This is a genomic window from Mediterraneibacter gnavus ATCC 29149, assembly GCF_008121495.1.
Lineage (GTDB): Bacteria > Bacillota > Clostridia > Lachnospirales > Lachnospiraceae > Mediterraneibacter > Mediterraneibacter gnavus.
In genome coordinates this window covers 1,073,694-1,099,845 of the sequence record NZ_CP043051.1, presented here as the reverse complement: position 1 = coordinate 1,099,845, position 26,152 = coordinate 1,073,694, and the positions used below count along the sequence as shown (strand labels likewise).

Annotated in this window: 26 protein-coding genes; 20 read left to right on the top strand and 6 right to left on the bottom strand. The window is 44.8% G+C overall.

All coding sequences use genetic code 11. The annotated features are described in order from the left end of the window. Positions 1–27: 27 nt before the first annotated feature. Positions 28–375 carry a transposase gene (locus FXV78_RS18170; RefSeq protein WP_004615306.1) on the top strand — a complete coding sequence of 116 codons (348 nt, stop codon included), beginning with the start codon at positions 28–30 and terminating at the stop codon, positions 373–375. Then, entirely contained in the window at positions 365–1,186 is an 822-nt protein-coding gene (locus FXV78_RS05350) for an IS3 family transposase (protein ID WP_004841748.1), read from the top strand. Before FXV78_RS18170 ends, FXV78_RS05350 begins: the two co-directional genes overlap by 11 nt. A gap of 391 nt (positions 1,187–1,577) precedes the next feature. On the opposite strand, the gene FXV78_RS05345 is transcribed toward FXV78_RS05350, so the two are convergent. From FXV78_RS05345 to FXV78_RS05325, 5 genes are all read right to left on the bottom strand, one after another. Further along, positions 1,578–2,075: a DUF6106 family protein gene (locus FXV78_RS05345; protein ID WP_004844016.1), complete on the bottom strand. Its 498-nt coding sequence runs from the start codon at positions 2,073–2,075 to the stop codon at positions 1,578–1,580. Further along, positions 2,068–2,991, bottom strand: coding sequence for a PucR family transcriptional regulator (locus FXV78_RS05340; RefSeq protein WP_004844017.1), 924 nt, complete (start codon positions 2,989–2,991; stop codon positions 2,068–2,070). The genes FXV78_RS05345 and FXV78_RS05340 overlap by 8 nt, the downstream gene beginning before the upstream one ends. An 81-nt stretch (positions 2,992–3,072) precedes the next feature. After that, positions 3,073–4,185 carry an ABC transporter ATP-binding protein gene (locus tag FXV78_RS05335; RefSeq protein ID WP_004844018.1) on the bottom strand — a complete coding sequence of 371 codons (1,113 nt, stop codon included), beginning with the start codon at positions 4,183–4,185 and terminating at the stop codon, positions 3,073–3,075. Positions 4,186–4,305: 120 nt separating this feature from the next. Next, a complete protein-coding gene (locus FXV78_RS05330; protein ID WP_009244164.1) occupies positions 4,306–4,557 on the bottom strand; it encodes a helix-turn-helix domain-containing protein in 252 nt (83 codons plus the stop codon). A 13-nt stretch (positions 4,558–4,570) separates the two neighbouring features. Further along, positions 4,571–5,488: a hypothetical protein gene (locus FXV78_RS05325; RefSeq protein ID WP_004844020.1), complete on the bottom strand. Its 918-nt coding sequence runs from the start codon at positions 5,486–5,488 to the stop codon at positions 4,571–4,573. A gap of 223 nt (positions 5,489–5,711) precedes the next feature. Here FXV78_RS05325 and FXV78_RS05320 point away from each other — a divergent pair, with 223 nt between their 5' ends. From FXV78_RS05320 to tyrS, 12 genes are all read left to right on the top strand, one after another. Further along, on the top strand, positions 5,712–6,230 hold the full coding sequence (locus tag FXV78_RS05320) for a peptidylprolyl isomerase (RefSeq protein ID WP_004844021.1): 519 nt from the start codon (positions 5,712–5,714) through the stop codon (positions 6,228–6,230). Between the two features lie 177 nt (positions 6,231–6,407). After that, the gene (locus FXV78_RS05315; RefSeq protein ID WP_004844023.1) at positions 6,408–7,349 is read left to right on the top strand and encodes a DMT family transporter; all 942 of its coding nucleotides are present in this window, start codon (positions 6,408–6,410) and stop codon (positions 7,347–7,349) included. Beyond that, complete coding sequence (locus tag FXV78_RS05310) at positions 7,321–8,166, top strand: energy-coupling factor transporter ATPase (protein WP_004844024.1); 846 nt, start codon at positions 7,321–7,323, stop codon at positions 8,164–8,166. The genes FXV78_RS05315 and FXV78_RS05310 overlap by 29 nt, the downstream gene beginning before the upstream one ends. Beyond that, positions 8,151–9,023: an energy-coupling factor transporter ATPase gene (locus FXV78_RS05305; protein ID WP_004844025.1), complete on the top strand. Its 873-nt coding sequence runs from the start codon at positions 8,151–8,153 to the stop codon at positions 9,021–9,023. The genes FXV78_RS05310 and FXV78_RS05305 overlap by 16 nt, the downstream gene beginning before the upstream one ends. Beyond that, positions 9,020–9,844 carry an energy-coupling factor transporter transmembrane component T family protein gene (locus FXV78_RS05300; RefSeq protein ID WP_004844026.1) on the top strand — a complete coding sequence of 275 codons (825 nt, stop codon included), beginning with the start codon at positions 9,020–9,022 and terminating at the stop codon, positions 9,842–9,844. The genes FXV78_RS05305 and FXV78_RS05300 overlap by 4 nt, the downstream gene beginning before the upstream one ends. A gap of 21 nt (positions 9,845–9,865) precedes the next feature. After that, a complete protein-coding gene (gene truA / locus FXV78_RS05295; protein WP_004844027.1) occupies positions 9,866–10,606 on the top strand; it encodes a tRNA pseudouridine(38-40) synthase TruA in 741 nt (246 codons plus the stop codon). Between the two features lie 143 nt (positions 10,607–10,749). Then, entirely contained in the window at positions 10,750–11,481 is a 732-nt protein-coding gene (gene nagB, locus FXV78_RS05290; protein ID WP_004844028.1) for a glucosamine-6-phosphate deaminase, read from the top strand. 292 nt (positions 11,482–11,773) lie between these two features. Beyond that, positions 11,774–12,610, top strand: a complete 837-nt coding sequence (gene licT / locus FXV78_RS05285; RefSeq protein ID WP_004844029.1) for a BglG family transcription antiterminator LicT — start codon at positions 11,774–11,776, stop codon at positions 12,608–12,610. A gap of 14 nt (positions 12,611–12,624) precedes the next feature. Continuing rightward, positions 12,625–13,113: a PTS sugar transporter subunit IIA gene (locus FXV78_RS05280; RefSeq protein WP_004844030.1), complete on the top strand. Its 489-nt coding sequence runs from the start codon at positions 12,625–12,627 to the stop codon at positions 13,111–13,113. 96 nt (positions 13,114–13,209) lie between these two features. Beyond that, positions 13,210–14,667, top strand: a complete 1,458-nt coding sequence (gene nagE, locus FXV78_RS05275) for an N-acetylglucosamine-specific PTS transporter subunit IIBC (protein WP_004844031.1) — start codon at positions 13,210–13,212, stop codon at positions 14,665–14,667. A gap of 240 nt (positions 14,668–14,907) precedes the next feature. Then, complete coding sequence (locus FXV78_RS05270; RefSeq protein WP_004844032.1) at positions 14,908–15,651, top strand: copper homeostasis protein CutC; 744 nt, start codon at positions 14,908–14,910, stop codon at positions 15,649–15,651. A 435-nt stretch (positions 15,652–16,086) separates the two neighbouring features. Continuing rightward, positions 16,087–17,310 carry a tyrosine--tRNA ligase gene (gene tyrS / locus FXV78_RS05265; RefSeq protein ID WP_039959996.1) on the top strand — a complete coding sequence of 408 codons (1,224 nt, stop codon included), beginning with the start codon at positions 16,087–16,089 and terminating at the stop codon, positions 17,308–17,310. A 133-nt stretch (positions 17,311–17,443) separates the two neighbouring features. On the opposite strand, the gene FXV78_RS05260 is transcribed toward tyrS, so the two are convergent. Then, entirely contained in the window at positions 17,444–18,058 is a 615-nt protein-coding gene (locus FXV78_RS05260; protein ID WP_004844034.1) for a LysR substrate-binding domain-containing protein, read from the bottom strand. A 414-nt stretch (positions 18,059–18,472) separates the two neighbouring features. On the opposite strand from FXV78_RS05260, the gene FXV78_RS05255 reads away from it, so the two are divergent. From FXV78_RS05255 to FXV78_RS05230, 6 genes are all read left to right on the top strand, one after another. Then, entirely contained in the window at positions 18,473–18,946 is a 474-nt protein-coding gene (locus FXV78_RS05255; protein ID WP_022038408.1) for a complex I 24 kDa subunit family protein, read from the top strand. Between the two features lie 5 nt (positions 18,947–18,951). Further along, on the top strand, positions 18,952–20,853 hold the full coding sequence (locus tag FXV78_RS05250) for an NADH-quinone oxidoreductase subunit NuoF (protein ID WP_004844037.1): 1,902 nt from the start codon (positions 18,952–18,954) through the stop codon (positions 20,851–20,853). Positions 20,854–20,865: 12 nt separating this feature from the next. Then, entirely contained in the window at positions 20,866–22,599 is a 1,734-nt protein-coding gene (locus tag FXV78_RS05245) for a [FeFe] hydrogenase, group A (protein ID WP_039959979.1), read from the top strand. A 191-nt stretch (positions 22,600–22,790) separates the two neighbouring features. Then, entirely contained in the window at positions 22,791–23,519 is a 729-nt protein-coding gene (locus FXV78_RS05240) for a DUF5640 domain-containing protein (RefSeq protein WP_004844039.1), read from the top strand. Between the two features lie 75 nt (positions 23,520–23,594). Further along, positions 23,595–24,986 carry an asparagine--tRNA ligase gene (gene asnS, locus FXV78_RS05235; RefSeq protein WP_004844040.1) on the top strand — a complete coding sequence of 464 codons (1,392 nt, stop codon included), beginning with the start codon at positions 23,595–23,597 and terminating at the stop codon, positions 24,984–24,986. 103 nt (positions 24,987–25,089) lie between these two features. Further along, positions 25,090–26,145, top strand: coding sequence for a metallophosphoesterase family protein (locus FXV78_RS05230; protein ID WP_004844041.1), 1,056 nt, complete (start codon positions 25,090–25,092; stop codon positions 26,143–26,145). Positions 26,146–26,152: the final 7 nt, after the last annotated feature.

Genomic DNA, 26,152 nt, shown 5'->3' with positions numbered 1-26,152 from the left:
AACACTACAGAAAGAAGGATTATTATTATGTCTCGAACAAGAAGAAATTTCTCTGCCAAATTCAAATCAGAATTAGTGATTGAACTGCTCAAAGGAGAAAAAGACTTAAATACAATCGCAACCGAAAACAATATTCAGCCGAATCTTCTCCGCAACTGGAAGAAGGAGTTCCTCGATAAAGCATCCGTGGTTTTTAATGACACACGAGAGGATAATCTGAAAGAAAAACTCGCTTTAGAACGCAAGGAAAAAGCTGAATATGCGAAAAAAGTTGGCCAGCTCACCATGCAGGTGGATTGGTTGAAAAAAAAATCTGAAGAAACACTTGGACCTGACTACGAGAGTAAATTTAGTCCAAAACCTTTTGAAGACTAAAGAACTTCCAGTTAAAACAGGAGCTACACTTCTTGATATCAATCGTACCAGTGTTTATTACAAGGGCATGCCCATATCTCAGGAGGAGTTGGATTGCAAATCGATCATAGATCGATTACACACGGATAATCCGGCCTGGGGAGCACGACAACTGTCTGCTCAACTGAAGAAGCGTGGGCATCAGGTTGGTCGCCGGAAAACGCGCCGTTATATGAATGAAATGGGGATTGATCCAATTTATCCAAAAATGAACCTTTCTAAACGTATGCGACAGGCTAAAGTCTGCCCGTATCTGCTACGTAACGCCGTTATCGACCGTCCAAATCAGGCATGGTCAATCGACATTACATACATCCCCATTAAGCGTGGATTTCTGTATCTGACCGCTGTGATTGACTGGTACAGCCGCTGTATCGTTGGCTGGGAAGTCGATGATACTCTGGATACCAGAATGGTCATAACTGCGTTAAAAAAGGCGTTTATAGTGGCAAAACCTGTTATCCTGAATTCAGATCAGGGCTGTCAGTTTACAAGCAATGAGTACATGAATTTCCTCAAAGAGAACCAGATCCGTCAAAGCATGGATGGTAAAAGCCGGTGGGCTGACAATATCATGATTGAACGATGGTTCCGAAGCTTCAAGTACGAGGAAGCATATCTGACCCAATATAACAATATCAGAGAAGCACGGAAGGCAATCGGTAAATATGTGCACACTTACAACTTTGAACGTTGTCATTCTGCACTCAATAATCAAACACCGGCATCCTGCTATTATCCGATTCTGTTACTGGATGATCATGCAGCCTAAGGGGGGATTTTCTCCCCTACCCAGTTACATATATCAGTTCATTATAAAAAGCTTAGATTTTTGTCTTGACAACTGAACCACTATAGACAGTTCTGACAAATACTTATGTAAATGATGAATTATCAGATTTGTATCCATGGCTGCCGTTATATTACTCTATTTATCAATATACGAAACCAGTTATTCCGCCAAAGCTGTTGAACAATAAGGTGATTCCACAGTGGGAAATTGATGAAGTAGTGTGTAAATGGTTATATAAATTATTAGATTCTGAAATAGAAGTGCGCGAGACAATCTCAGAAACGCAAAAAGCTTTGCAGATACTGGCAAAGCAATATCAATAAAAAAATTGCTGTAAAAGACTTTTTCAGTCATTTTACAGCAATTTTTCTTAGTCACGGAACATCTTCATGCCCATCCATTGCTGCATATGATCCAGCATCTTTTCATCCGGATCGATCAGGATACAGCTCATCGTCTGTTCAGCCGGGATTACAATGGCATAAGTACCTTCGCCTGTACCTGCGGAAAAATCTTTTGTCTTGTCTGCGTGTACAGAATCAAGACGGTGAGAATTTTTTGGCGCAATGATCTCAGCCTGCTGGATATCCAGAGTCATGAGTTTTTTGCGTTTTGATTTACTGTAAATAGCGTCAATTTCCAGATCGTGGTTCAAAAGTGTATACTCATATTCTACATCGAGTTTCGGAAATACAAAGTAGTAAATCAGAACTCCGAGAAGAATCGTAACGAGAACTGCCAGAGAACCGATAAAAAGCATACCTCCGCAAAGCACGACTACGAGAGCGGCAATGCACAAAATACGGATCACGAGGTCCATAGGTCGGGATTTACGAGTAACTAATTGTTCATAAAGTGCGTCATTCATGTGGTATATTCCTTTCAGTATATAAATAATTCATTACCATAGAGGCGATCTTAAATGTCATGGCATCTTCAAACTGGCGAAGATCCAGACCGGTCCGCTTTTCAATCTGCTCCAGACGATAGATTAAAGTATTGCGGTGCATATGCAGCTGCCGGGAGGTCTCTGCGATATTTAAGTTATTCTGTAGAAACTTATTAACGGTTGCAGTGGTTTCTTCATCCAGTGCCTGTGGAATCTCCTCTCCGAAAATTTCATGAAGAAAATTCTCACACAACGAAGTTGGAAGACGGTAGATCAGACGTCCGATTCCAAGTCGGTTATATGGAAATACCGTCTGTTCGGAATAGAACAGCTTACCGACTTTCAGTGCAAGACTTGTCTCACGAAAAGCAGTGGAGAGATCCAGCAGATTATGCAGAGTCTTGCTGTACGAAACACGGACACGTGCCAGAGCTTCCGCGTTTACGGTATCCACGATCATGCGGGCAGTAAGATGTACAGTTTCCTGTGAAGAATCTGCCAGAGATCTGACAGGACAGAGAATGGCACAGGAAGCTTCTGTCAGCGGAATTCGAAATGCTCCTGACTGGGATGGAAAGAGATTCTTTAAAATCTCGGAAATATCTTCGTCCAGGCTGTGAGAAGTCTCCAGAAGATAAAGGATACGCGGCTCTTCCGGAGCAATGTGAAGACGGGCAGCCCGGTCATATACATTATATGTAGGGATGCTGTCTGTCATCAGGCTCTGAAGAAAATGAATCTTGTTATACTTTTCTTTGTATGCGGAGGAAAGGAGCTTTAACTGCTCCAGCGCTTTTGTCACTTCTTCTTCTGTTTCTGCGTGAATCTCCATAGAAATTCCGGTAATATGTCTGAGGTCTGTCAATGCTTTCTCTAATTCTGCTGTATGATTCATAGTGTTTCTCCCGGTAGACAGAGAAGGAGCTGCACAATCGTACAGCCCCCTGTCATTTTTAGTTATAACTATTTTAAAACATTAGTTTGTAATCGTCAACTCTGTTTCTTTGTCGAAGATGTGGATCTTTTCCATATCCAGAGCAAATACTGCGTGATCTCCGTTTCTTAATGTTGTACGAGGATTTACGCGGGCTGTCATCTGTGTACCTTCTAAGTCAAAGTACAGATATACTTCTGCTCCAAGCAGCTCATAAACTTTGATTGTAGATTCGATCACGCTGTCAGGTGAATTGCTGATGAATGCCTGTGAATCATGTACATCTTCCGGACGAATACCAAGAACAACAGTTCTTCCGTTGTATCCACCGTCGATCAGTGCCTGTTTTTTAGATGCAGGAACTTTCAGTGTATGTTTTCCGACAGTTAATGTTACATCATTTCCTTTGATGTCAACAACAGCATCCATGAAGTTCATCTGAGGAGATCCGATGAATCCTGCTACGAACAGGTTGCAAGGTGTGTTGTACAGGTTCTGAGGTGTATCTACCTGCTGAACAACTCCGTCTTTCATAACAACGATTCTTGTACCAAGAGTCATAGCCTCTGTCTGGTCATGTGTTACGTAGATGATTGTAGCGCCCAGATTTTCATGCAGTTTGGAAATCTCGATACGCATCTGAACTCTCAGTTTTGCATCCAGGTTGGAAAGAGGTTCGTCCATAAGGAATACTTTTGGATTACGAACGATCGCACGTCCCATAGCAACACGCTGTCTCTGTCCACCGGAAAGAGCTTTTGGTTTACGGTCAAGCAGTTTTTCCAGGTCAAGGATTCTTGCTGCTTCTTTTACTTTTCTATCAATCTCATCTTTCGGAACTTTACGAAGCTTCAGTCCGAATGCCATGTTATCGTATACTGTCATATGTGGATACAGAGCGTAGTTCTGGAATACCATCGCGATATCTCTGTCTTTTGGTTCCACATCGTTCATAACTTTTCCGTCAATCTCCAGTGTACCGCCGGAAATATCTTCCAGACCTGCGATCATACGAAGTGTTGTAGATTTACCACATCCGGAAGGTCCTACAAAGATGATGAACTCTTTGTCTTCAATGTCCAGATTGAAATCTTTTACTGCGTGAAATCCGTTCGGATAAATTTTCTGAATTCCTTTTAATGATAAACTTGCCATTTTAAATAGCCTCCTTAAAATCAGTGTTTCGTTGTTTTCTGTAATTAAGTATACCTTTGGAGGCCAAAACAGACAATGTTACGAGTAACTAAAAAAAACAGATAATGGTGTACAAAGTGACTATAGAAGCTTTTTGATCGCAGGAATGGAAAGTCCGTCCTGCCGAAGAGAACGAATCTGTTCGATTCTTGCGACCGCCGCCTCTCTGGGGAAGCGGCGTGTCAGATTTTCTTCTGCCTGTTCAAATGGCAGCATTCCTTCTTCTGTATAAAATTTTAAAGTACTGTAGCGGCAGCCGGTGATGCGCACCAGCTCGCCGATCGAAACATATTCCGAGGCCAGAATTTTCTCCATAGAACGTTGTCTGGACATAAGAACACTCCTTTTACATAATATATCTTCTAAGCTGAACACCGAAAACAGGAACCCGGTAATATTTGTGCTGTGTCGGGATACATTCATAATAAAGATTGTCAATCTGAAGAAGAGGTACCGTGCCTGCGCGGATCACATGGACTTCATTTCCGTTTTCTTCCAATCTGGCAATGACGCTTTCCAGACGCTTTTCGGCATTACAATATAATTCTTCAGACTCAATGAAAACGGCACTGGAACGTTCCATAAACGGAACCTGAAATAGAACCCCGGTACCGAGCTGGGTGGAAAAAATCGCTTTCTTTTTCGAAAAGAGCCCAAGTGCCGCACTGTCAAGCGCATTGTGGATGGAAACGGAAAGCAGTGTTTTTGCCAGAAGGGAGTTCAGGTATAACTCGTTAATTCTGGAAGTGAGGTATTTTTGTTCCTCCCTGGAAAACAGATCATAAAAGCAGCTGCTTTCACGTAAAAGCCAGAGCATACATACGGTTTCATCGAATACGTTGCCTTCTTCCATCAGTTCTGCACGAAGACTCTCTGTCTGCCGTGAATATTCATCGGAATCCGTGCGGTATTCCAGAATCTTGTTTCCGGCAGAAGAAAACTCCAGATCACAGCTGACCAGGGAGGATGCTTCTGTCATCAGTCCCAGATTATTTAAACGGGTATATACTGTGTGTTCCAGCTCTTTTGCAGCAGAAGAAGATAAATGAGCTGCTTCCTTCAAAGAAACAGATAAAGCATCCAATCTGGAGCGGTATTCGTCAGAGTCTTCGGTGAGCTCTTCTGTTTCCTGTAGAAATCGATCCAGTACACCGGCAGCAGAGATACAGCGAATTGCTGCTTTTTTTGCAGTAGAATTACGTGTGCTGTTTAAAGCGTTTAATGAAATGAGTGAAAAACGGTCCTGTAATGATAAGTTCGTCATAGGAAAACCCTCCTCGTGGATAAGAAAATTTATATTTACTTATTACTTACTACTTACGATTTAAAAATACTGCGATAACAGGAAAAAATCAAGAGATTTTCAGCAAGTTTTCAGAAAACTCCAGAAAAACACAATGCGTTGACGAAATCGTGCAAATCCGCTACAATAACTTCATATACGGCTTCTTCAAAGCCGCAGTTTGATAGAAAAGAGGAGAAAACATATGGCAAATCCAGTTGTTACATTTGAAATGGAAAACGGCGATATCATGAAAGCGGAGTTATATCCGGAGATCGCACCGAACACAGTGAAAAATTTTGTATCGCTTGTAAAGAAAGGATTTTATGACGGACTGACATTCCACCGTGTGATCAGCGGATTTATGATCCAGGGAGGATGTCCGGACGGAACAGGTATGGGTGGCCCGGGATATACAATCAAAGGAGAGTTCCTTCAGAATGGCGTGACGAACAATCTGGCACATGATGAAGGTGTTCTGTCTATGGCACGTGCAATGCATCCGGATTCTGCGGGAAGCCAGTTCTTTATCATGCATAAGAAATCCCCGCATCTGGATGGAGCATACGCTGCATTCGGAAAGATTACAGAGGGAATGGATGTTGTGAATAAAATTGCAGACACAGCTACAGACTACAGTGACAAGCCACTGGAGCCTCAGGTAATGAAAAAAGTGACAGTCGAGACTTTCGGAGAAGAGTACGGCGAGCCGGAGATGGCGTAGTTGATAAATGGTAAAAAGCGATATTCAAAAGGGCAGTTTTTGTACTTTGAAATGCACTTTGGATGTATATACGAGTTGTCATATTGATGAAAATCAATGCGACAACTCTACTTTTTTCTTCTATAAAAATGTGTTATACTAAGAAACTGGTAAAAATGAAAGGATATCACATTGTATATGGAAAAGAAATTACAAAATCCAGGTGTTGTGTTTGCTCTGGCTCTGCTTTGCTGTGCATTGTGGGGAAGTGCCTTTCCATGTGTGAAGATAGGATATGAATGGCTGGCGATCGAAGGCGCGGGCAGCCAGATCCTGTTTGCGGGATACCGGTTCTTCCTGGCGGGAATCTTTACATTTCTGATCGGAAGTTTTCTTGAGAAGCGCTGGCTTATGATCCGAAGAAGTTCTGTATTGCCGGTTTTCGGACAGGGAATGTTGCAGACATTTATACAGTACATCTGTTTTTATATCGGTCTTGCACATACAACCGGGGCAAAAGGTTCGGTGATCAATGCTTCGAACGCATTTTTTGCGTTGATATTTGCACATTTTATGATAAAATCAGAGAAAATGACGTGGAAGAAGAGCATCGGTTGCCTGATCGGGTTTGCCGGTGTGATCGTGATCAACCTGACACCGGGTGGAATGGCCGGTGGATTTCAGTGGATGGGAGAAGGGCTGATCCTGGTCTGTTCCATGGCATATGGAGCAAGTTCTGTGACATTGAAGCTGCTCTCGGGGAAAGAAACGCCCACTGCGATTACAGCTTTTCAGCTTTTATTCGGTGGAGGAATGCTGATTTTGGCAGGTGTTTTGCTTGGCGGCCACGTGCGTGGATTTACGATGCGGTCCGTGTTGCTTTTATTGTATATGGCACTGCTGTCCACGGCTGCATTCAGCATATGGGCGTTGCTTTTGAAGTATAACCCGGTTGGGAAAGTAGCGGTGTTTGGGTTTACGATCCCTGTTTTCGGGGTAGCACTCTCAGCAGTATTTCTTGGAGAGGACATCTGGAAAATACAGAATCTGGCGGCGCTGATTCTGGTCAGTGCAGGGATTATTTTTGTAAACAGAGAAAAGGAGTCTAAAAATGATACAGACCAAAGAGCTGATTTATGAATATGAAAAAAGAGATGAAGAGGGAAATATCATCGGCATGAAGCGTGCGATTGACGGCGTGGATATTGATATCCCGGAGGGGTCTTTTGTGGCAATCCTGGGACACAACGGTTCCGGAAAATCGACGCTGGCAAAGCATATGAATGCGATCCTGGTGCCGTCCGGCGGAACCATGTGGGTAAACGGAAGAGATACGAAAGATCCGGAGAATCTGTGGGATGTCAGACAATCCGCAGGAATGGTATTTCAGAATCCGGACAATCAGATCATCGGAACGGTGGTAGAAGAAGACGTCGGATTCGGACCGGAGAATCTTGGCGTGCCGGCGGACGAGATCTGGAAGCGGGTGGAAGAAAGCCTGAAAGATGTCGGAATGCTGGAGTATCGCAAGTCTTCCCCAAACAAGCTTTCCGGAGGACAGAAACAGCGAGTTGCCATTGCGGGCGTGATCGCTATGGAACCAAAGTGTATTGTTTTAGATGAGCCGACTGCTATGCTGGATCCGAATGGAAGAAAAGAAGTGATCAAAACTGTCCGCCGTCTGCAGAAGACGAAAAAAGTAACGGTGATCCTGATCACCCACTATATGGAAGAAGTGATCGAGGCCGATCAGGTATTTGTTATGGATAAGGGTCATGTTGTGATGCACGGAACTCCAAAAGAGGTATTCTCTCAGGAGGAAAAATTGAAAAAGTATCGTCTGGATGTACCACAGGTAACGATGCTGGCAGATGAACTGAGAAAAAGAGGTTTGGATATCCCGAAAGGAATCCTGAAGAAAGAGGAACTGGTGGAGGTATTATGTCGATTAAATTAAAACACATTCAGTATGTTTACGGTCAGGGAACTGCATATGAAAAACAGGCGTTAAAAGATGTCAGCCTCGAGATTCCGCAGGGACAGTTTCTCGGGATCATCGGTCATACAGGTTCCGGAAAATCAACACTGATCCAGCATTTTAATGGTCTGATCAAAGCTGCATCCGGAGAGTTGTATTATGAAGGAAAGAACATCTATGAAGACAGATACGATATGAAGTATTTAAGAAGCCAGGTAGGACTTGTGTTTCAGTATCCGGAGCATCAGCTGTTTGAAGTGGATGTTCTGACAGATGTATGCTTTGGTCCGAAAAATCAGGGGCTTTCAAAAGAAGAGTGCGAGAAACGGGCGAAAGAAGCTCTGGAACTGGTTGGTTTTCCGGAAGAATTATATTTACAGTCTCCGTTTGAGCTTTCCGGAGGACAGAAGAGAAGGGCGGCGATCGCGGGAGTTCTTGCCATGCGCCCGAAAGTACTGGTACTGGATGAACCGACTGCCGGACTGGATCCGAGAGGACGGGATGAGATTCTGGATCAGATTGCAGAGCTTCACAAGAAAACGGGAATCACTGTTATTTTGGTATCTCACAGTATGGAAGATATCGCGAAATATGTGGATCGAATTATTGTGATGAACCGCGGGGAAAAGTTTTTAGATGGAACGCCCCGGGAAGTGTTTGCACATTATCAGGAACTGGAAGAGGTTGGCCTTGCTGCGCCGCAGGTAACTTACATTATGCACGATCTGCGGCAGAATGGACTGCAGGTCGGCAATGATGTGACGACAGTAGAAGAGGCGGCAGATGAGATCATGCGCTATTTTAGAGGGAAGCATCCGGAGGAAACAAAATTATGATTCGAGATATTACAATTGGACAATACTATCCGGCAAACAGCGTAATACACCGTCTGGATCCCAGGGTGAAGATCGTGGCGACACTGTTATTTCTGATCTCGTTGTTTGTACAGAAAAGCGTACTCGGCTATCTGGTTGCAACCTTGTTCCTGGCAGGGGTGATCCATTTAAGTAAAGTGCCTTTGAAGTTTATTATGAAGGGCTTAAAACCGATTATGATCCTGCTCTTGATCACAGTAGCATTTAATCTGTTTTTGAATAACGGAGGAGAGGTGCTGGTTCATTTCTGGATTTTTCAAATTACAGAAGATGGACTGGAAATCTCGGTATATATGGCGATCCGTCTCATTTATCTGATCGCGGGATCGTCGATCATGACATTTACAACCACTCCGAATGCACTGACAGATGGGATAGAGAAGCTGCTCCGACCGCTGAACAAAGTGAAAGTTCCGGTACATGAGGTGGCAATGATGATGTCGATCGCGCTGCGCTTCATTCCGATCCTTCTGGAGGAGACAGACAAGATCATGAAAGCACAGATTGCACGTGGGGCAGATCTGGAGAGTGGAAATATCATTCAGAGAGCAAAGGCCATGATTCCGATTCTGGTTCCGTTGTTCGTATCGGCATTTCGCCGTGCCAATGATCTTGCCATGGCAATGGAGGCGCGCTGTTACCGTGGCGGAGAAGGGCGTACCAAGATGAAACCGCTCGTGTATTACAGCCGTGACAGAGTTGCGTATCTTGTGACAGCAGTGTATCTGGCTGTGATCATTGTGCTGGGAAGATTTGTGCCGTTTCATATCTGGATATTCTAGGACGAAGGAATTGAGAAAATTATGAAAAGATTGAAACTGACCGTTGCTTATGACGGAACGAATTATTGTGGATGGCAGATCCAGCCGAATGGAATTACGGTGGAAGAAGTTCTGAACCGTGCGCTCAGAAAACTGACAGGGGAAGAGATTACGGTCATCGGGGCAAGCAGAACAGATTCCGGGGTACATGCCCTTGGGAATGTGGCAGTGTTTGATTCTGAAACCTCCATTCCGCCGGAGCGGATTTCATATGCCCTGAACCAGAGGCTTCCGGATGATATTGTTGTGATCAGATCAGAAGAAGTGTCAGCAGACTGGCATCCGCGATACTGCAATTCAAAAAAAACGTATGAATATCATATTCTGAATGCGAAAATACCGGATCCCACAAGAAGGCTGACCCGGTATTTTGTGTCATTTGATCTGGATATTGAGAAGATGAAAAAGGCTGCACAGTATCTGGTAGGGACTCACGATTTTGTGAGTTTTTGTAATGTGCGTACGGATGTGGAGGATACCGTGCGTACGATTTACAGTCTGGATATTTTGCCGGTGGGAGATGAGATTACTATCCGGATACAGGGAAATGGATTCTTGTATAATATGGTGCGTATCATTGTGGGGACACTGGTGCGCGTGGGGCGGGGATTTTATACCCCGGAGCAGGTACAGGAGATTCTGGAAGCGAAGAACCGCAAAGCCGCAGGGGTGACAGCTCCGCCGCAGGGGCTGTTTCTTGTAGGAATCGAGTATGAAGAATAATATCTAAAAAGGAAAGCAATTTTTAGATTGTACAAAAGCAGGAAACAAGTATATAATAAATATGATTTATCCGTTTCGGATGAATGATGATCGGCCGCATTTTGGAGTTCGCGGGCTGGTATGGATAGAGGAGGAAATGGAACATGAGGATTATTGAAACAAAAGACTACAATGATATGAGCAAAAAAGCAGCGAATATTTTGTCTGCACAGGTGATCATGAAACCGGATTGTGTACTGGGACTGGCAACAGGTTCCACACCGATCGGTACATATGAGAAGCTGGTAGAATGGTATGAAAAAGGGGATCTGGACTTTTCTCAGGTGACTTCTGTCAATCTGGATGAATACAAAGGACTGGACCGTAAAAATGACCAGAGCTATTACTACTTCATGCATGAGCATCTGTTTAATCATGTAAACATCAAGGAAGAGAATACAAATGTGCCGGATGGTACACAGCCGGATGGAGAAAAGGAGTGTGCGCGCTATGAAGAACTGATCCGTTCTCTTGGCGGTGTGGATCTTCAGCTTCTCGGACTGGGACACAATGGTCATATCGGATTTAATGAACCTGCAGATGCATTTGATAAGACGACACACTGTGTAGATCTGACAGAGAGCACGATCGAAGCAAACAAGCGTTTCTTCGCATCCGCAGATGAGGTTCCGAGACAGGCATATACGATGGGAATCGGAACGATCATGCAGGCAAAGAAGATTCTGATCATTGTCAGCGGAGAAGATAAGGCAGATATTGTAAGAGATGCATTTTTTGGACCGGTTACACCACGGGTTCCGGCTTCAATCCTGCAGATGCACAGCGATGTGACACTGGTGGCAGATGAGGCAGCGCTGTCTAAAATCCCAAGATAAAAAAGCGTTGGTACATTTATACGAAAATATAAAAAAAATATAAACAATATTACCAAAATCTAAATTCGGGGCTGCCGGAAGGTTGACTTGAGGTGTCACCTCTGGTATAGTTTATATAACGAATTGAATCAAATTGGATTGTTACTGTCAGGCAGGCAAAACCAGTTTTACGAGAGAGTAATACCATAGGTTTATTCTCTTGTAAAGGCTGGTTTTTATTATTTTACGGGGAACTCCAGACACAACTGACAGAACAGGAAAAAGATTCGTATAAAAGAGGATTCGGTATAGAATGTTAATTGAAAAAATTATAAATAATAATATCGTGTCGGCTGTAGACAGCAAAGGAAGAGAAGTTGTTGTCATGGGACGCGGGCTTGGGTTTGGTATGAAGCCCGGCAGGCAGATTCAGGAGAACAAGATTGAGAAAGTGTTCCGGATCAAAAGTCAGACACTTGCAGAACAGTTTAAAGATCTTCTTGCAGACATGCCGCTTGAGCATGTAAAGGTATCCAGTGATATCATCACCTATGCGAAAGAAAATCTGAAGTTAAAGCTCAATCAGAGTATATATGTGACACTGACAGATCATATTAATTTCGCGATCACAAGATATCAGCAGGGGATTAAGCCGCAAAATGCATTGTTATGGGAGATTAAGAGGTTTTACTCGAGGGAATATGAATTGGGAATGTATGCGGTCAAGACGATTGAAGAAAAGCTGAGGATCCGGCTTCCGGAGGATGAGGCGGGATTTATCGCACTTCATTTCCTGAACGCAGAATATGGAACAGATATTCGGGATGCAGTGAAGTTTCCGAATCTGGTAAAAAAGATACTGGAAATTGTAGAAGAGAAGCTTCAGATTGAATTGGATGAAACATCTCTCCATTATGAGAGATTTGTAACACATATCAAGTTTTTGCTTCAGCGGGTCTACCGAAAAGAGCTTCTTCCGGATGAGGAGTCTGAACTGGCGGAGCTGATGCAGAAAAAATATCAGAAAGAATATGACTGCAGCAAGATGGTTGCTGCATATATTGAAGAAGAGACAAAATGCAGCCTGTCAGGAGAGGAGATCATGTATCTGGCGATCCACATCCGGAGAGTGACGACTGCGGAAGAATAAAAGGAGGAAGAAAGATGTTTGGACTTTTTAAGAAGAAAAAAGATAAAGCACATGTATTAGGAGCACCGGCAAAAGGGAAGGCAGTTTCTCTCAAAGAAGTCAGCGATCCGACATTCAGTGAGGGGATTCTGGGAGACGGAGTTGCGGTGATTCCATCAGAAGGCAAAATTTATGCGCCGGCAGACGGTACGATCGGAATGGTATTTGATACCCTTCATGCGATCAGTCTGACCACAGATTTTGGGGCAGAGGTTCTGATTCATGTGGGACTGGATACGGTACAGTTAAAAGGAGAGGGATTCGAAGGTCATGTAAAAGCCGGAGATACCGTGAAAAAGGGAGATCTGCTTTTGACAGTAGATCTTGAGAAGGTGAAAGCTGCAGGATATGATATCATCACACCGGTGCTGATCTGCAACACAGCAGATTATGCGGCTGTGACAGCTCAGGCAGACAAAGAGGTCAACGCCGGAGATGATGTTCTGACCGTAGAAGAAAAATAGTTTTATAGATATGGTTTTAAACCGGTGGTACTTGCCGGATTAAAATAAATAAAGGGATTCCAATAAGGAAAAGGATTTTGAGAAGGAGGAAAAGAAATGAAATTTTTACAAAAATTAGGTAAATCCTTAATGCTCCCGGTAGCATGTCTGCCTATCTGTGGTATCCTGATGGGACTTGGATACTGGATGTGTCCGGCTACAATGCAGGGTGGAGAAATTAACGGTATCATTCAGCAGATTGGTTTTTATCTGGTAAAAGCAGGGGGAGCTTTGATCGATAATATGGCAATCCTGTTCGCGATCGGTATTGGTGTTGGTATGGCAGATGATAATGATGGTACAGCTGCTCTTTCTGCGCTGGCTTCCTGGCTGATGATCACAAACCTGCTTTCTACAGCAAACGTTTCTGTTATCAGAACTCTGTCAGAAACTTCTACATTAGCATTCGATAAAATCGCGAATCCATTTATTGGTATCATCGCAGGTCTGATTGGATCTATGTGCTACAACAGATTTAAAAATACACAGCTTCCTGACTGGCTGTCATTCTTCAGCGGTAAACGTTGTGTGGCAATCGTATCAGGTGTTGTATCTATCATTGCATCTGTTGTATTGCTGTTTGTATGGCCGGTTATCTTCGGAGCACTGGTTGCACTTGGAGAAGCAATCGTAAGCCTGGATGCTGTTGGAGCTGGTATTTATGCATTCTTCAACAGACTGCTCATCCCATTCGGTCTGCACCATGCACTGAACAACGTATTCTGGTTCGATACGATCGGCCTTGGAGATCTGACACACTTCTGGGCAGGCGAGACATCAGCAGATGTTACATGGAGCCTTGGTATGTACATGTCAGGATTCTTCCCATGTATGATGTTCGGTATTCCTGGTGCTGCGCTTGCTATGGTACATACAGCAAAACCTGCTAAGAAGAAAGTTGCTATCGGTCTTGTTGCTTCTGCAGCGATCGCAGCATTCGTATGTGGTGTTACAGAGCCATTCGAGTTCGGATTCATGTTCCTTGCTCCAGTTCTGTATGTAATCTACGCTTTACTGTATGGTATTTTCGTAACAATTACAACATTGGTTGGATTCCGCGCAGGATTCAGCTTCTCAGCAGGTGCGACAGACTTGTTATTCTCAGCATCCCTTCCGGCTGCTCAGAAAACATGGATGATCATTCCTCTTGGAATCGCAGCATTCATCGTATTCTACGTGGTGTTCCGCTTCGCAATCGTGAAGTTCAACTTAAAGACTCCGGGACGCGAGGATGATGATGTAGATGAGACAACAGTAAAACTTGCAAACAATAACTTCACAGAAGTTGCTAAAATTATTCTGGAGGGTGTCGGCGGAAAAGAAAACGTAGCATCCATCGACAACTGCATCACAAGACTTCGTCTTGAAATCAAAGATTACACAAAAGTAGATGAGAAGAAGATCAAATCTGCAGGTGTTGCAGGAGTAATCCGTCCTGGAAAAACATCCGTACAGGTTATCATCGGAACAAAAGTTCAGTTCGTAGCTGACGAGTTCAAAAAATTGTGTAAATAAAATCAAAATTTAAATCCCTTTACTCATGAGGCCGCTGTAAGCGGCCTTTTTGAGTGGAGTGGAGGGAATAAGAAGTTTGTTGAAATCAAATGGAAAGTATGATAGACTCTCAAACAGGAAAGACCTGTGACAGGGGGCGCACAGGACAGCATACGAAGTTATTATATTGCGTTGCTTACCTTTCTTGATAAGAGAAATAAGTGAAAATAAAAATGAAAAATTGTAGAGAGGCAGACCAAAATGAATTACATTTTAGAGACATGTGCGGACAGTGTGCAGTCCGCGATCGAAGCGAAAAAAGGCGGAGCGAACAGAATCGAGCTCTGTTCCAATCTGGTGATCGGAGGGACTTCCCCGGGAGAATCCCTATTCCGTCAGGTGAAGGAGCAGACAGGTTTAAATGTGCGTGTACTTCTTCGTCCAAGATTTGGGGATTTCTGTTATGATAACTACGAGTTTCGTATGATTCTGGATGAAGTCAGAATGTTCCGTAAACTGGGGGCGGACGGCATTGTGATCGGAATTTTGAATCCGGACGGAACTTTGAATATGGAGCAGATGAAGGCTCTTGTGGAAGAAGCGGGGGACATGGGAATTACGCTGCACCGTGCCTTTGATGTTTGCCGGGATCCTTATGAGGCAATGGAGCAGTGTATTTCACTGGGGATTGATACGATCCTTACAAGCGGACAGAAAAGCTCTGCCTGGGAGGGACGTGATCTGATCAAGGATCTGGTGAAGAAAAGTGCAGGCAGGATCGAGATTCTGGCGGGGGCAGGTATCAATCCGGAGAGTATCGCAAAACTGGCTCCTTACACAAATGCGAGGGCATACCATATGTCCGGGAAAGTCGTGATTGACAGCCGGATGGAGTTTCGGAGAGAAGGTGTACCGATGGGGATTCCGGGATTCAGTGAATTTGAGATCTGGCAGACTTCGGCAGAGAACATCCGTAAAGCAGTACAGGTGCTTCAGGAACTTTAGAAAATCTCAAATCAGCCTTGACAAACAAGGGGGAATGGGATAAGATTTCGATAGTATACCCGTGTGGGCATCCCGTAATGCATGCCTGCGGCGGGCGGACTCTGTCCGATAAAGTATATGAAACAGGCAAAGAAGAGAACAAGTAGTACAGGAATGGACGAAGACAGAAAGCAGCCGGCTGATGAGAGGCGCATGAGGACATCTTGTATGAATACATCTCAGAGCTTCACACCGAACTCCTGCAGGAAAGTAGGCTGTGACGGATTGGTGCACGTTACTGCACTGAGTGATTGAGTATCGAAAAGGTGCGAGATTGACTCACAGAGGCAGATGGCGCGAGTCGTCTGTGAAAAAAGGTGGTACCACGAGCTTATGAGCCCTCGTCCTTTCGGATGAAGGCTCTTTTTATATTTTAGGAAAGTGAGGATGCAAAAGATGCAGATTTATGACGAATTGAAAGCAAGAGGTCTGATCGCGCAGGTGACAGACGAGGAGAGAATCTCCAAACTGGTAAATGAAGGAAAGGCAACATTTTATATTGGATTTGATCCAACAGCAGATAGTCTTCATGTAGGACACTTTATGGCGCTTTGTCTGATGAAACGTCTGCAGATGGCAGGAAATAGACCGATCGCGCTGATCGGAGGCGGTACAGGATACATCGGAGATCCTTCCGGAAGAACGGATATGCGTTCTATGATGACACCGGAGCAGATTCAGCACAACTGTGACTGTTTTAAAGAACAGATGAGTAAATTTATTGATTTCTCTGAAGGAAAAGCCCTGATGGTAAACAATGCAGACTGGCTGCTGGATCTGAATTATGTAGAATTGCTTCGTGAAGTGGGTGCACATTTCAGTGTAAACCGTATGCTGACAGCAGAGTGTTACAAGCAGAGAATGGAGAAAGGATTAAGTTTCCTGGAATTTAACTACATGATCATGCAGGCGTACGATTTCTATGCACTGTACCAGAAATACGGATGTAACCTGCAGTTTGGCGGGGATGACCAGTGGAGCAACATGCTGGCAGGAACAGAACTGATCCGCCGGAAACTGGGAGAGGATGCAAGTGCGATGACGATCACATTGCTTCTGAACTCTGAAGGAAAGAAAATGGGAAAAACACAGTCCGGTGCGGTATGGCTTGATCCAAACAAGACTTCTCCGTTTGACTTCTATCAGTACTGGAGAAATGTGGCAGATGCAGATGTTCTGAAATGTATCCGTATGCTGACATTCCTTCCGTTGGAAGAGATTGACAAGATGGATTCATGGGAAGGTGCACAGCTTAACACCGCCAAAGAAATCCTTGCATTTGAACTGACAAAGCTGGTACATGGAGAAGAGGAAGCAAATAAGGCACAGGAGAGTGCAAGAGCATTGTTCAGCCAGGGAAATGCAGCACAGATGCCGACAGCAGAGCTGACAGAAGAAGATTTTGAAGGAAATGAGATTGATATTCTGACACTGCTCTTAAAGAGTGGTCTGGTTCCATCTAAATCTGAGGCGAGACGTGCAGTACAGCAGGGTGGAGTTGCAGCAGACGGAGAGAAAGTTGCAGACATTCATGCGGTATTTACAAAAGATGCACTGTCAGGAGAGGGTATCGTTCTGAAAAAAGGTAAGAAAAACTTCAGGAAGGTAGTTGTAAAATAAAAAAATCTCATATAGAGAGTATTCGGAACAAACATTCCCGGATGTAATTGAAGTATTTTATTTATAATAGAACGTAAACATGATCTGTTTTCAGATAGAGGATTGTCTGAGAGCAGATCATGTTTTTGTATAATCAGGCAGGTTCCTCTGTCAGCATCATCCCGTCATCCAACACAAACTGACGGAATTTCTGTACTACAGGCGGTATAAATACGCAGTCATTATGCACCATAAAGAATGCCCGCTCATAATTTGGAGAGCGGATCTGAAGAATGTTGACGTTCAGTTTCTGTAAAATATCCATATAAGGTACAACAGCGATACCGAATCCCTGTGCGACCAGACCTGCAATGACCTGATCTTCTTCGGTCTCATAGGCTATTTTAGGAGAGGCGCCTGTCCTGGCAAACATCTGGTCAATGACATTTCGGATACCGGCGCTCTTTTCAAAGAAGATCTGCGGATAAGGAATGGTCTCAACAAGATCCACGCTGTCCTTAGCAGACAGTGGATGAGACTGCGGTGTGATCAGGATCAGATTCTGCTTCTGTATCGGAACCGCTGTAAATTTGTGTTCTTCAGATGGCTGAGAGCAGAATACAAGATCATATTTTCGTGCAGCCAGACCATCCAGAAGATATTGCGTGACACCTGTATGAAAAGTAAACTGGATGTCCTGTCCCGGGTTCGCTTTCAGGAAACCGGCAGCCAGACGGGGAATGTATTCGATTCCAAGAGGCCTGAGCATCCCGATGCGGATCAGACCTTCGCCCCGTGCATTTCTGTGGAGTGTTGTGATTCCTTCATCCAGAGTAGACAGCGTGTGTTCCGCACAGGAGAGAAATTCTTCTCCGAATCGTGTCAGGGTTGTATTTCTTCCGTTTTTTTCAAACAGCGGGATCCCCAGCTCTTTTTCCAGCTGTGCGATCGCGTGGCTCAGACTTGGCTGTGAAATGCAAAGCTGTTCTTCTGCTTTTGTTCTTTTTTAAAATCCTGAGTTTGGAGAAGGTTCACAGTTATTGTGAACAGTAATGATTTACAAAATATTCATAGAAAACTGGATAAAAAATATTGAATGATTGTATATTCTAACATATAATATTACGCAAGAGGCACTGAAAATGTAATAAAATATACAAAAATGTATCAAAAGGAGGGTTATATGTTAGATCAAAGCTACTATGACAAAGCAGATGAGATCGTTGCATCACATGGAGCTTATCAGGAATCTCTGATTCCGATCATTCAGGATATCCAGAGCGAATATCGCTACCTGCCGCCAGAGCTTTTAAGCTATGTTGCGGAAAAAATCGGCATCAGTGAGGCCAAAGCGTACAGTGTGGCAACATTTTATGAGAATTTCTCATTTGAACCAAAAGGAAAATATGTCATTAAGGTCTGTAATGGTACAGCATGTCATGTGAGAAAATCAATTCCGATTCTGGAAAGGCTCTACAGTGAGCTGGGGATTTCCGGAGAGAAGAATACAACAGATGATATGCTGTTTACTGTTGAGACGGTTTCCTGCTTAGGAGCCTGTGGACTTGCGCCTGTTTTGACGGTGAATGATACGGTTTATCCGAAGATGACGCCGGATGCGGCAGCGGAACTGATTCACGAGTTGAGAGGAGCGTAAGGCATATGAAGAGAATTGAAAACAGAGAGATTCTGCAGCAGGTCCGAAAAGAAACTTCAGAAAAGATTGAAAAAAGCCGATGCCGGATTTTAATCTGTGCGGGAACCGGCTGTCTGGCAGGTGGTTCCGGGGAGATTTATGAGAAAATGTGTGAGCTCACCGCAGAGAATCCGGATGTGGATGTGTTCTTTGGACCGGAGATCGCTCACACAGAGGCAGAACAAAAGACGGGACCTGTGGAAGTGAAAAAGAGCGGATGTCATGGGTTTTGTGAAATGGGACCGCTGATGCGGATTGAACCGATGGGGATTTTGTATACCAAAGTCCAGTTGAGTGATTGTGAAGAGATTTTTCACCGGACAATTGAACGGGGAGATGTGATTCGGCATCTCTTATTTAAACAGGATGGAATTGAATATAAGAAACAGGAAGAGATCCCGTTTTATAAAAAGCAGACAAGAAATGTTCTCAAAAACTGCGGACATATCGATTCGGAGCATATTCAGGAATACATAGCTGCAGGCGGATACCGTGCCCTGGAGAAGGTGCTTTTTGAGATGACTCCTGCACAGGTGATCGAGGAGATTTCGGAATCCAACTTACGAGGCCGGGGAGGCGGCGGATTCCCGACCGGATATAAGTGGTCACAGGTAGCACGCCAGCCGGAGAAGGTGCGTTACATTGTCTGTAACGGAGACGAGGGGGATCCGGGAGCTTTTATGGACCGCAGTATTATGGAAGGCGATCCGCACAAGATGATCGAGGGTATGATGATCGGGGCTTATGCGGTAGGTGCAAGAGATGGCTATATTTATGTGCGGGCAGAGTATCCGCTGGCGATCAGTCGGTTGAAGCTGGCGATCAGCCAGGCAGAAGAGTGCGGACTTTTAGGTGATCTCATTCTGGGTACAGATTTTTCATTCCATCTCCATATCAATCGCGGGGCGGGAGCATTTGTCTGCGGCGAGGGAAGTGCATTGACAGCGTCCATTGAAGGCAGCAGAGGAATGCCGCGTGTGAAACCTCCTCGTACTGTAGAGAAGGGATTGTTTGCGAAACCTACGGTGCTTAATAATGTAGAGACATTTGCCAATGTCCCGATGATCATCAATGAGGGAGCCGGATGGTTTAAGAGTATTGGACCTGAGAACAGTCCGGGTACAAAGGCATTTGCGCTGACCGGAAGTGTGAAGCATACCGGTCTGATCGAGGTGCCGATGGGGACTTCCTTAAGAGAGGTGATTTACGATATCGGCGGCGGAATCAAAGAGGACGGTAAATTTAAGGCAGTACAGATCGGCGGACCGTCCGGCGGATGTCTGGTTACAAGGCATCTGGATGTCAATCTGGATTTTGATTCTCTTAAGAAGATGGGAGCAATGATCGGTTCCGGCGGTCTGGTTGTCATGGATGACCACACTTGTATGGTGGAGGTTGCCCGGTTCTTTATGAATTTTACGCAGAATGAGAGCTGTGGAAAATGTGTGCCGTGCAGGGAAGGTACCAAGCGGATGCTGGAGATTCTGGAGCGGATCGTGGCAGGCAACGGAAAACTGGAAGATCTGGATCTTCTGGAGGAACTGGCAAATATGATTACAGAGACAGCTCTTTGCGGTCTCGGGAAGAGTGCGGCTCTGCCTGTTGTGAGTACATTGAAATTGTTCCGGGATGAGTATGTGGAGCATGTGGTGGATAAGAAGTGCGTTTCTCATACTTGTACAGCACTTAGAAGATACATTATCAGTCCGGAGCGCTGCAAGGGATGTTCCAAGTGCGCAAGAAACTGTCCGGTGGGAGCGATCAGCGGAAGAATCAAAGAACCGTTTGTAATTGACAATGACAAGTGCATCAAGTGCGGAGCGTGTGAGAGTTCCTGTGCGTTCGGTGCCATTCATATAGAAGAGTAGGAGGCAGAAGATATGGGATATATGACAATTAATAACAGACGGGTAGCATTTACAGATGAGAAAAATGTCCTTTCTGTAATCCGAAAATCAGGAATTGATCTTTCTACGTTCTGCTATCACTCGGAACTGTCAACATACGGCGCCTGTCGTATGTGCGTGGTGGAAGACGACAGGGGGAAGATTTTTGCATCCTGCTCCGAAGTACCAAGAGACGGAATGGTGATCTATACGCATACACCACGGCTGCAGCATCACAGAAAGATGATCCTCGAATTGCTGCTTTCTTCTCACTGCAGAGACTGTACGACCTGTACCGAGAACGGAGTCTGTACGTTGCAGAAACTGTCCCGCCAGCTGGGGATTGACGAGGTGAGATTTGAGAATCACAAACCAATTCTGCCGTTGGATGAGTCTTCAGAATGTATTGTGAGAGATCCCAACAAATGCATTCTGTGTGGAGATTGTGTAAGAACCTGTGAGGAGATCCAGGGACTGGGGATTCTTGATTTTGCCTTCCGTGGTTCCAAGATGCAGGTAATGCCGGCATTTGACCGGGCGATGTCTCAGACAGACTGTGTGGGATGCGGACAGTGCCGGGTCGTATGTCCGACCGGAGCTATCAGTATTAAGCAGGATATTGCTCCTGTCTGGACAGCCCTGGCAGATAAAGATACCCGTGTGATCGCACAGATTGCGCCCGCAGTCCGCGTGGCAATTGGTGACAAATTTGGAATTCCGAAAGGTGAGAATACGCTGGGGCGGTTGGTGGCAGCTCTGAGAATGATTGGATTTGACGAAATCTATGATACCAATTTTGGAGCAGATCTTACCGTGATGGAAGAGTCAAAAGAACTGGTAGAGCGTCTGGAATCCGGGGAGAATCTTCCGCTGTTTACTTCCTGCTGTCCGGCATGGGTAAAATTCTGTGAGAACCGTTATCCTCAGTTTCGCAAGAATCTCTCCACCTGCCGTTCCCCGCAGGCGATGTTTGGGGCGCTTCTGAAAGAAGAAGCCAGAACAGAAGAGAAAAAGGCAGCGCAGGAAGGAACGAAGAACCGCAAAACAGTTGTGATTTCGATCATGCCGTGTACTGCAAAGAAAGCAGAGATCAAACGTCCGGAGCATTTTACCGAAGGAAAGCAGGATGTAGATTATGTACTTACAACAACAGAAGTAACACGGATGATTCAGGAAGCTGGTATTGATCTTTCCCGGATTGAACCGGAAGCGCTGGATATGCCGTTTGGACTTTCATCCGGTGCCGGAGCAATCTTTGGTGTGACCGGTGGCGTGACAGAAGCTGTTCTGCGCCGGCTGAAAAACAACAGCAGTTCGGAAGTGCTGGATGCAATCAGTTTTACCGGAATCCGCGGTGTGGACGGAATCAAGGAGGCATCGGTAGATCTGAACGGGCGAGAAGTAAAAATTGCAGTCGTAAATGGACTGCATTGCGCCAAAGAACTGCTGGATCGGATGAAAGACGGAGAAGTGCATTATGACTTTGTAGAAGTGATGGCATGCAAGAGAGGATGCATTGCAGGGGGCGGACAGCCGGTTCCGATTGGACCGAGGACGAAGAAAGCCCGTCTGGAAGGCATTTACAAGATCGACAGCATGGCACAGATCAAGCTGTCCAATGAGAATCCGATCGTGGCAACGGTATATAATGGAATTTTAAAAGGCAAGGAGCATAAATTGCTGCATAATCCAACTGTTGCTGTTGGGCAAGGTCAGGATCAGGAGTAAGAATATAGAGTAATAGAAGGCGGAAGCATGAGATGAGAAAAGTCATTTTGTGCTTCTGTTTCTTTCTATGTCTCTTTCAAGTTTAAATCTTATCTTTTTTAGCAGAGTTTTTGAAACAAAATGGAAAAAACTCTCCGATTATGGTATCCTTATGCGTATGAGAAACGAACAATCAACAGGAGAGGAATCATATGAAAAAATTAGCAGCAGTGCTGATCCTGGCAGCAGCGATCACGATGACCGGATGTCAGGGCAGCAAACAAGAGGAGAAGCCGGCAGCATCGAAAACAGAAGAAGTGAATCAGGCATCTGATGAACTGAAAGAAAAGCTTGGTGACGGCTATATTCTGCCGAGTGAGGCAGTGACAAAGGTTCTGGCAAAGAAATGGGATGTAGTCGGAACAGAATCGGTTTATGATCTGAAGGAGGATGGAACCGGGACACTGGACGGAAAAGCACTTACGTTTGAGTGTGGATTTGACGAAGATGACAATATTACAATGGGGATCAAGATGGACGGGGAAGAGAAAGAACAGCTGTATGCGATTGAGGATGATACGACAGGGTATGGTCTGAAGCTCAAGTCACTGGACGGAGGCAAGGATATGGAATTGTTTCAGTCGGACATCAAGCGTATTGATATATCAGATGCACAGGCATCCGGGCTTCTGGGAACCTGGAAAGATGACAATGAGAATGAATACACATTCAAAAAAGACGGAACTGTTGTGATCAAAGGATCCTCAGGAAAAACAAAGGGAACATTTGGCGTTGTCAAAGATGCAGAAGGTATTTTGAAACTGAATCTGGTCATGGAGGGCGGCAGTCTGGAATATGAGTATACATTAAGTGAAGATCATACGGTTCTGGAATTGTGCAGTCCGGGAACGGACACGATACACCGGTGGACAAAAGCATAGGATATATGATATAATAGCCTTTATTGAATGTCCATTTTGCGGCAGAGACAGATTTGAAAAGAAGGAGTGAGCGGTATGGAATTAGTGACAGTTCGGGAATTATTTAAAAATAGAGAACAGTATCTGGATAAAAAAGTAACTGTAGGGGGATGGATCCGCAGTATTCGCGATTCCAAGACATTTGGATTTATCGTGGTAAATGACGGTTCTTATTTTGAGCCTCTGCAGGTGGTATATCATGACAAAATGGAGAATTTTGATGAGATCTCCAGACAGAATGTCGGAGCAGCGATCATTGTGACCGGTACACTGGTAGCGACACCACAGGCAAAACAGCCGTTTGAGATTCAGGCAGACGAAGTGACAGTAGAGGGAGCGTCCGCACCGGACTATCCGCTGCAGAAGAAGCGCCACAGCTTTGAATATTTGAGAACGATCTCTCATTTACGTCCGAGAACGAACACATTCCAGGCCGTATTTCGAGTACGTTCCATGATCGCATATGCGATCCACCAGTTCTTCCAGGAGAGAGGATTTGTGTATGTACACACACCACTGATCACAGGAAGTGACTGTGAAGGTGCAGGTGAGATGTTCCAGGTGACGACACTGGATCTGAAAGATGTACCAAAGAGTGCAGACGGAAGCATTGATTACAGCAAAGATTTCTTTGGAAAAGAGACGAATCTGACAGTGAGCGGACAGCTCAACGGAGAGACATTTGCACAGGCATTCAGGAGCATTTATACATTTGGACCGACATTCCGTGCCGAGAACTCCAACACGACAAGACATGCGGCAGAGTTCTGGATGATCGAGCCTGAGATTGCATTTGCAGATCTGGAAGACAATATGGATTTGGCAGAGTCCATGTTAAAATATGTAATCTCCTATGTTCTGGAGAATGCTCCGGAAGAGATGAACTTCTTCAACTCATTTGTGGACAAGGGACTGCTTGACCGTTTGAACAATGTGGTAAATTCAGACTTTGCAAGAGTGACTTACACAGAAGCGGTTGATATTCTGATGAAGAACAACGACAAGTTTGAATATAAAGTTTCCTGGGGGACAGATCTGCAGACAGAGCATGAGCGTTATCTCACAGAAGAGATCTACAAACGTCCGGTATTCGTGACAGACTATCCGAAGGAGATCAAAGCATTCTATATGAAACAGAATGATGACGGCAAGACAGTGGCAGCAGTAGACTGTCTGGTACCGGGAATCGGAGAGATCATCGGAGGAAGCCAGAGAGAGGACGACTTCGAAAAACTTCGCACAAGAATGGCAGAGATGGATCTGAACGAGGAGGATTACAAGTTCTATCTGGATCTGAGAAAATATGGTTCTACGAGACATGCAGGATTTGGTCTTGGATTTGAAAGATGTGTGATGTATCTGACAGGTATGTCCAATATCCGTGACGTGATTCCGTTCCCGAGAACTGTAAATAACTGTGATTTATAAGATTTCCAGGGAGAAGTCTATAAGAGAATTGAAAGAGGGTGGCCAAAGGCAGTGTGCTTTTGAGCACCCTCTTTGCTGATAAAAGAGACAGGAGGGAGATACCATGGTAAAATGGATTCACATTGCGGATGTTCATCTGGGTGCGTCTCCGGATGCGGGAGACGCTTATTCAAAGGTGCGGCCGCAGGAATTGTGGGATACCTTTGCGGAAGTGATCGACATCTGTGAGCGAGAACAGACGGATCTGCTTCTCATTGCGGGGGATCTGTTCCACAGACAGCCGCTGAAGAAAGAATTAAAAGAAGTGGATTATTATTTTTCCCGACTTTCCCGGACAAAGGTTGTTCTGATTGCCGGGAACCATGATTTTTTAAAGCAGGATTCTTACTACCGGAGCTTTCAGTGGAGCAGCAATGTATATCCGCTGTTTGACAAAGAGCCGGAGTGTGTGATCTTTGAGGATCTTGATGTGGCAGTGACGGGATTCAGCTATGAGTCACGGGAGATACTGACACCTTTTGATGGAGGGATCCGTGCGGAAGGAGACGCAAAGTATGAGATTCTTCTGGTTCACGGCGGAGATGAAAAACATCTTCCGATACAGAAAAGTCTGTTGGAAAAAAGCGGATTCGACTATATTGCCATGGGGCATATCCACAAGCCGCAGCAGGTGATCCCGGGACTTGCAGCATATGCGGGTGCATTGGAACCGACCGATAAGAATGATACAGGAAAGCATGGATTTATCAGGGGAGAGATTTCAGAAAGAGGCACTAGATTTGAATTTGTACCACTGGCAAAACGGGAATATCTGCATTTGGTGCTCGAGACAGAGAGCCGGATGGGAAATGCAGAAGTGCGGGAACTGATCCGGGGACAGATTCAGGAGCATGGAAGAGAGAATCTCTACAAATTCATTCTGACGGGAAAGAGGGATCCGGATATTGAATTTGATACGGGTTCCAAGGATAGATATGGGAATATTCTGGAAATTGTGGATGAGACGATTCCGGATTATGATTTTGAAGAACTGTGGAAGGCAAATCAGGAGAATCTGATCGGAAAATACATTGAAGCGTTTGGGGGATGTGAGACAGGAAGCGTAGAGTATGAGGCGCTTTGTGAAGGAATTCAGGCATTGATGGCAAACCGGCAGTAGGAGAAGG